Source organism: Streptomyces sp. AcH 505, assembly GCF_000818175.1.
Classification (GTDB): domain Bacteria; phylum Actinomycetota; class Actinomycetes; order Streptomycetales; family Streptomycetaceae; genus Streptomyces.
The window spans coordinates 370,446-374,437 of sequence record NZ_JTIY01000002.1; the positions used below are offsets into that span (position 1 = coordinate 370,446).

A 3,992-nucleotide genomic window follows, 5' to 3' on the forward strand; every position below is an offset into this window, starting at 1 on the left:
GCCGGCCGCCGTCAGCGACCGCAGCCGGTCCTCGGCGGCCGCCAGCTCGGCGACGGCCGGCTCCCGGGGAGCACCCAGGGCCGAAGCCAGCTCGCCGAACCGGTCGCGGATCGCGGCGAGCGTGCGGTCCTTGCCCACGTCCAGGACGACGACGGGGACCTGCTCCTCCAGATGCTTGGCCGCCTCCGGATCGATGCCGTAGATCTGTCCGCCGCCGTAGCTGACGGCCACCACAAGACCTGGCCCGGCGGCGACCAGCCCGTCCAGGTCGATACCGCTGCCCGCGCCGAAGTTCCGTACCTCGGACAGCGGCAGCTCACCCGCCTTGGCCGCGTCGGGGGTGTCGCCGTCATGGTGCGAACCGAAGATGCCCAAGGGGCGCAGACCGTGGTCCCAGAGCGTCGCTGCCGCCTGTATGTAGGCGACCACCCGCTCCGGTCTTGCGGCTGCCGTGGTCAGATGACCTCGGTCGTCGGTGAACTCCCAGGTGTGCTGCGGCTGCATGCCTCGCCTCGTTCCGCTCGGGTCCCCGGTGCTGTGGGTCGGGTGTCGCACGGGCGGCGCCTGTAGGCGCCACTGACTCCATGCCCAGCGGGGACCGGCCGGACTCCAACGGACGCCCCGGCGTGGCTCGATGCCACTACGACATGGCAGTGGGGCACAGGGCCGCTGCCCTGTGCCCCACGTGACGCCTGGAGACCCGGCGGTCCGACCGTACGGTCAGACGCCTACGCCGAAGTCGGCCGCGATACCGGACAGTCCACTGGCATATCCCTGGCCGACCGCGCGGAACTTCCACTCCGCGCCGTTGCGGTACAGCTCGCCGAAGACCATCGCGGTCTCCGTCGCCGCGTCCTCGCTCAGGTCGTAGCGGGCCAGTTCGGCGCCGCCGTCCTGGTTGACGACGCGGATGAACGCGTTGCGGACCTGGCCGAAACTCTGCCCACGGCTTTCCGCGTCATGGATCGAGACGGGGAAGACGATCTTGCTGACCTCGGCGGGCACGGCCGCGAGATTCACCTTGACCACCTCGTCGTCGCCCTCGCCCTCGCCGGTGAGGTTGTCACCGGTGTGCTCGACGGATCCGTCGGGGCTCTTGAGGTTGTTGTAGAAGACGAAGTTCTGGTCGGTGCCGACCTTGCCGGCCTCGTTGACCAGCAGGGCGCTGGCGTCCAGGTCGTAGTCGGTGCCGGTCGTCGTCCGTACGTCCCAGCCGAGCCCGACCAGTACCGCCGTCAGTCCGGGTGCCTCCTTGGTGAGCGAGACATTGCCGCCTTTGGACAGGGAAACTCCCACGCTGCTCCTCCTGATGTGCGCTGGTGACCGTAACCAAAATCTACAACACTGTAGAAGTCAGCGGCCGGTGAGCGGCCGACGAGCGTGGCGGAGGGAGACGGCGTTGGGGGAGTACGGCGGTACGCACGGCGGCCCCCGCAGACGCGGCAGGGGCGAACTGGAGTCGCTGGTGCTCGCGGCGCTGCGCCAGGCGCCGGGACCCGCGACGGCCGACTGGGTGCGGCACCGGCTCGGCGACGACCTCGCCTACACGACGGTGATGACCATCCTGACCAGGCTCTACGCCAAGCACGCCGTCACCAGACAGCGGTCGGGCCGCGCCTTCGAATGGCGCGCGGCCCTGGACGAGGCCGGCCTCGCGGCGCTGCGGATGCGCAAGGTGCTGGAGAGCGCGGGGGACCGGGCGGCCGTCCTCACCAGCTTCGTCACCGGACTCGGGCCGGCCGACGAGGGGCTGCTGCGGGACCTGCTGTCCCGCAGGACCGACCGGCGCGGCGACAGCACGTAAGGGCTCGCTCGGGGCTGCGTGGCGTGGGGCCTCGCGTCACCGCTTCGTGACGGTGACAGGACCCGGATCGGACCGGCCGGGCGGGGTCACCTGGGCCGCCGCGTGGGCCGCTCCCGTGATGTTGCGCGCCATACCGCCGAACACCGCCGAGTGGAACGGCCACACGCTCCACCAGTACGCGTGTCCCAGCAGCCCCTGCGGATGGAACAGCGCCCGCTGCCGGAAGACCGCCTGCCCTTCGCCCTCCGGGTCGGCCCGCAGCTCCAGCCAGGCAAGACCGGGCAGCCGCATCTCGGCCCGCAGCCGCAGCAGCCTGCCCTGCTCGATCTCCTCGACCCGCCAGAAGTCCAGCGCGTCACCGACCCGCAGCCGCCGCGCGTCCCGCCGGCCGCGCCGCAGTCCGACACCCCCGACGAGCCGGTCGAGCCAGCCCCGCACCACCCACGCCTGCCGGAACGAGTACCAGCCGTTCTCCCCGCCGATCCCCTCGATGACCCGCCACAGCGCCTCCGGGGGAGCGTCCACCACCCGCTGCCGCCGGTCCGTGTACAGACTGCCGCCCGCCCAGTCGGGATCCGTCGGCAGCGGATCGCTCGGCGCGCCCGCCACCGAGGCGGACGACCAGCGGGTCGACACGTCGGCGTCCTGGATACGCCGAAGCGCCAGCTCGACCGCCCGGTCGAAGGTGGAGAGACCCTGCGGCGGATCCGGCACGTACCGGGCGATGTCCCGCTCGTGACAGACGACCTCATGGCGCAGCGACTCCACCAGCGGCCGGGCGATCGACCGGGGCACCGGCGTGACCAGCCCCACCCAGTGGCTGGACAGCCGGGGCGTCAGCAGCGGCACAGGCAGGATCAGCCGCCGGGGCAGCCCGGCCACAGCGGCGTAGCGCCGCATCATGTCGAGGTACGTCAGCACGTCGGGGCCGCCGATGTCGAACGTGCGGTTGACATCGGCCGGAAGCGCGGCGCAGCCGACCAGATAGCGCAGCACATCGCGGACGGCGATCGGCTGAATGGTGGTGTGCACCCAGCTCGGGGTGACCATCACCGGCAGCCGCTCGGTCAGGTACCGCAGCATCTCGAACGACGCCGAACCCGACCCGATGATGACGGCGGCCCGCAGGACCGCCGTCGGCACGCCGGAGTCCAGCAGGATCCGGCCCACCTCGGTACGCGAGCGAAGATGCGGCGACAGCTCGGCCTCCGGCACCCCGGCGGGGGTGAGCGCCCCGAGGAAGACGATGCGCCGCACCCCCTGGGCGCGCGCCTGCTCGGCGAAGACCTGCGCGGCGTGCCGGTCGGTGGCGGCGAAGTCCCGGCCGCCGCCCAGCGCGTGCACCAGGTAGTACGCCACGTCGATGCCGCGCAGCGCCTCGCCGACCGACTCGGCGTCGGTGACGTCGCCGCGTACCACCTCGGCGCGGTCGATCCAGGGATGGTCGCGCAGCGTGTGCGGCCGGCGCGCCAGACAGCGCACCTGGTGCCCGGCGTCCAGCAGCTCGGGCACCAGCCGCCCGCCGATGTACCCGGTGGCCCCGGTCACCAGGCACCGCAGCGCCCGGCCGTCGTTCGCATCTGTCGTCTCGCGGTCCATGGGTCGAGCCTGTGCCTGCGACGCCTGATGAGCAAGACGAGGAGGAGATCAAGCCATGTCCCGCGGGCCCATGGTGCTGCGGGCTGACGGGCTGCGGCCCGTCCGCCCGGTCCCGTCCGGCGCGCGGTGGGCGCCGCGCGCCCCCGCGGCGTTGCCCAGGACGGCCGGCTGGGCGACGCCCGAGCCCGTGTCCACCTCGGCGGCAGCCGTCGCGATCAGCTGCGAACGCGTACGAGCCTGCCGTCCGGCGTGCTGCCCGCAGGGCTCACGGCCTCCGCGCGCGGCCCGCCCCGAGCGCGGACGGCAGCTCGTCGCGGAGCCTTCCTACGTCTTGCGGTACGAGTACGCCTCGGCTGCCGCAGCCTCCACGGCGTCCAGGTCGCCGCCCGCCGACGCCGTCACCACGGCGGCCACCGCGCCCTCCACGAACGGCGCGTCGATCAGGCGGGCGCCGTCGGGGAGTTCGTCGCCGTCGATCAGCAGCGTCTTGACCGTCAGGACGGCGCTGCCCAGGTCGACCAGCAGGGCCACGCCCGAGCCCCTGTCCACCTCTGCGGCAGCCGCCGCGATCAGCTCCGAACTCGTACCG

3 protein-coding genes and 2 pseudogenes are annotated in these 3,992 nt (G+C 72.7%); 1 reads left to right on the plus strand and 4 read right to left on the minus strand.

What is annotated here, in order from left to right; all coding sequences use genetic code 11:
- Positions 1-504 (minus strand): annotated as a pseudogene (locus tag HY68_RS44295) (ABC transporter substrate-binding protein); the annotation flags it as partial.
- Positions 505-720: 216 nt separating this feature from the next.
- A complete protein-coding gene (locus HY68_RS31785) occupies positions 721-1,296 on the minus strand; it encodes a TerD family protein (RefSeq protein WP_041998302.1) in 576 nt (191 codons plus the stop codon).
- A 103-nt stretch (positions 1,297-1,399) separates the two neighbouring features.
- Between HY68_RS31785 and HY68_RS31790 the strand changes: the two genes are divergently transcribed.
- Positions 1,400-1,804, plus strand: a complete 405-nt coding sequence (locus tag HY68_RS31790) for a BlaI/MecI/CopY family transcriptional regulator (RefSeq protein WP_041998304.1) — start codon at positions 1,400-1,402, stop codon at positions 1,802-1,804.
- 36 nt (positions 1,805-1,840) lie between these two features.
- On the opposite strand, the gene HY68_RS31795 is transcribed toward HY68_RS31790, so the two are convergent.
- Together HY68_RS31795 and HY68_RS45730 are read right to left on the minus strand one after the other, a co-directional pair.
- The gene (locus HY68_RS31795; RefSeq protein WP_041998306.1) at positions 1,841-3,403 is read right to left on the minus strand and encodes an SDR family oxidoreductase; all 1,563 of its coding nucleotides are present in this window, start codon (positions 3,401-3,403) and stop codon (positions 1,841-1,843) included.
- A 324-nt stretch (positions 3,404-3,727) separates the two neighbouring features.
- Positions 3,728-3,992: pseudogene (locus HY68_RS45730) on the minus strand (PTS fructose transporter subunit IIA); the annotation flags it as partial.